This window comes from Veillonella dispar (genome assembly GCF_937975875.1).
Lineage (GTDB): Bacteria > Bacillota > Negativicutes > Veillonellales > Veillonellaceae > Veillonella > Veillonella dispar_B.
On the sequence record NZ_CALJSP010000130.1, the window covers coordinates 1 to 3,255 of the forward strand.

A 3,255-nucleotide genomic window follows, 5' to 3' on the forward strand; every position below is an offset into this window, starting at 1 on the left:
CGTGCTAATATCGTTAACAATATTGTTCGTGGCGGTAAAGAGGCAGCTTATGCATTTGTTCCATACGGTATGCTTGAAAGCAACGGTCGTGAAGACTTCCGTGAAGCTGGTAGCTATCTCGTTTACGAAGATGTAGAGCAAGCGAAAGAAATCTTGAAACAAGCTGGCTATGATAAGAATCATCCATTGCCTCCAATTACGATTTTGTATAACACAAGCGAATTACATAAAGCGATTGCTGAAGCTGTACAGGATGCATGGGTAAATGCATTTGGTGCAGATGTGCGCTTACAAAATCAAGAGACAAAGGTATTCTTAGCCGACCGAGAAGCTGGCAAATACCAAGTAGCTCGTGCTTCTTGGGTTGCGGATTACAGTGATCCACAAAACTTCTTAGAAGTATTCTCTGCTGAAGACAATGATAGTCAGTACCATAGTGATGATTATAACGAGTTAATCGCTCGTATTCGTACGACACCAAATGGGGCTGAACGGGATGCGTTGATGCATAAAGCAGAACAGATGATTTTTGATGAATCTCTTGTAATGCCATTGTATTTCACAACACAACCATATGTAACAAATGGAAGTATTCAAAATTATTTCTGGACTACATTAGGCCTTGTTGACTTTAAAAAAGCATACAAATAAGATACACTTAAGACGTACACTATGTGTACGTCTTTTGTTGTATTTTATGAGGACATATGAACTGGATTGAACCAAAGCGCTTAGCACCGGGCATGACCATAGGAATTATGGCTCCTGCTAGTGCAAGCGATGAAGATTTACATAGAATAGAAGAAATTTGTAACCTAAGGGGCTATAAAGTACTCTTTGGTGAAAGTGCACATCGGAAAGGTTTGTATGGAGGTACACCAGAGGAGCAAGCCCAAGAGTTTCAATATATGATGACTACAGCCCCTTGTGATGCGGTACTTGCTTTGCGCGGTGGTTACGGTACAATGCGTTATGTAGATTTATTAGATTATAAAGAAATTCGTGAGCATCGAAAGGCTTTTATTGGGTATAGTGATTGTACAGCACTTCACATGGCGATCAATCGATATAGCCGACTCATTACCTATCACGGGCCGATGGGCGTAGATTTTAAGCCTGAACGCAAAGCAGATATTGATGCTTTATTTAATACTTTAGAAGGTAAATTACAAGTCATAGAACCCTTACCTGAACCGCCTCGTGGTGCTATTGGTACTGAGCTAGGAGAAGGTATTTTACGGGGCGGCAATATGACGATGTTATCTATGTTGTCGGGAACACCGTATTTTTTAGAGGACGAATCTTGGGAGGATACCTTACTATTCATTGAAGATGTAGGAGAGGCCCCTTATAAGCTAGATCGTATGTTGCAACAATTTCGCCTTAGTGGTTTATTGAGTCGCATAAAAGGTTTAGTGATTGGTACTTTTATAGATTGTGAAGGTGACGATGATGAACGTGATTACGATTTAGGCTATGAAGCGTTACGCTACATGGAGGAAAATAGAGATCCTGAATTGCCAGAGCCTTTTGTATGTTATGTGCCAACAGGTCATGGGACGCCGCATCAAACATTACCACTAGGAGCGACGATTAACTTTAGGTATATTTCAAATACCATCATTGTTCATCCCTATACGAAATAGACACAATCTTCTTAGATAGAATACATAATAAACAGTATAAATTAGAAATTAAAAAGGGAAGTTATGACATTACAAGAACGAGAGGCTCGTGCCTGTGCCATCATAGATAGTATGACAGAGGAATTGCGCGATATCTCCTTATATTTACACGATAACCCAGAATTGGGATTAAACGAGCATAAAGCAGTTAAGGTAATTAACCAATTCTTAGAAACACATAATTTTACATCTCAAGTGGGGCTAACTGATCTTACGGAGTTACAAACGGCGTTACGGGGTGACTATAACGGTACTGCACAGCATAAAATAGCCTTTTTAGGTGAATATGATGCACTACCAGAACTCGGTCATGGTTGCGGACATAATCTCATTGCTATGATGAGTTTAGGGGCGGCTATTGCCTTCAGTCAAAGTGCACCTGAAGCGTGGGGAACGACCTTCTTTGGTTGTCCTGCGGAGGAAACTATTGGTGGTAAAGTATACATGGCAGAGGCTGGTTTATTTAAGGGTTATGAGGCGGCGCTCATCATTCACCCAGGCGGTGAAAATGAGGTGGGGGGCACATCATTAGCGACGCATCCACTAGAGATTACCTTCCATGGACGGTCTTGTCATATAGCATCATTAACTGACTCTGGTATTAATGCCTTAGACTGTGCTGTAGATTTATATCAAAAAATAAAAGAGTTAAAGAAAACATTTCCTAAAGGGGCTGTTGTGGGGGCTATCTTTACCGAAGCTGGTACAGCGCCAAATGTAGTAACTCCTAAGGCTACGATTCGCATGACTGTTCGCGGTAGTACGGTGGACGATTTAGAAGGTATTATTTTGCCGGCTATCAAAGCGGCTGCTAAAGAGATCGGAGCATCTTATGGCGCCCGTGTTGAGATGCATCATTATGAGCCTCTCTTTAAGGATATGCGTCAAGATAAACAGCTATTAGATCTCTTTAAAGATGTGATGACTGAGTTTTGTGAAACGCCTCGTATATTGCCTGATGATGAGGCTGATGGTAGTACAGATGTAGGAAATGTATCTTATGAAGTACCAACAGCACAGCCTACTTTACAGATTGGGTTAGGTTTAGAGGCTCATACACCAGAGTTCACTTGTGCAGCAGGTTCCGACTATGGATTGGAGCAAGCGATTAAGGGTGCTAAGATTATGGCTGTGGTAGCCTTGCGTTATGCCGTGGGTAAGTGATGTTCAATTTTTGACATATAGAGGTCAAAAAGGTACAATAGATATAATATTTAAGTAAGTATGAAACAAGCCGTCTTCAACAAGACGGCTTTTATTCCGGTGGAGATAGATATGAGTGTTTTAACCGTTTCAAATGTAACTCATGGTTTTGGAGCGCGACAAATTTTAGATGATGCATCATTCCGCTTGTTGAAAGGCGAACATGTAGGCCTCATTGGTGCTAATGGTGAAGGTAAGTCTACATTTCTAAATATCATTACAGGTAAAATACCTCCTGATGAAGGTAAAATTGAATGGTCCAACCAAGTAACTGTAGGTTATTTGGATCAACATGCGGTCCTCGAAAAGGGCATGACCATTCGCGATGTATTGCAACGAGCTTTTGATGAATTGTTTGTAATGGAAC

General features: G+C 41.0%; 4 protein-coding genes. All 4 read left to right on the forward strand.

Features of this window, described 5'->3' with window-relative positions:
- Positions 1 to 651 (forward strand): ABC transporter substrate-binding protein (locus Q7P05_RS06265; protein ID WP_303931138.1); only part of this gene is annotated, 651 nt, incomplete at its 5' end.
- 56 nt (positions 652 to 707) lie between these two features.
- A complete protein-coding gene (locus tag Q7P05_RS06270; RefSeq protein WP_303931139.1) occupies positions 708 to 1,646 on the forward strand; it encodes an LD-carboxypeptidase in 939 nt (312 codons plus the stop codon).
- 63 nt (positions 1,647 to 1,709) lie between these two features.
- A complete protein-coding gene (locus tag Q7P05_RS06275) occupies positions 1,710 to 2,849 on the forward strand; it encodes an amidohydrolase (protein WP_303931141.1) in 1,140 nt (379 codons plus the stop codon).
- A gap of 111 nt (positions 2,850 to 2,960) precedes the next feature.
- A partial coding sequence (locus tag Q7P05_RS06280; protein WP_303931144.1) for an ATP-binding cassette domain-containing protein occupies positions 2,961 to 3,255 on the forward strand: 295 nt, incomplete at its 3' end.

Coding starts and splice junctions, on each gene's coding strand:
- Q7P05_RS06270 (WP_303931139.1), top strand. CDS start 708: ATGAACTGGATTGAACCAAAGCGCTTAGCACCGGGCATGACCATAGGA.
- Q7P05_RS06275 (WP_303931141.1), top strand. CDS start 1,710: ATGACATTACAAGAACGAGAGGCTCGTGCCTGTGCCATCATAGATAGT.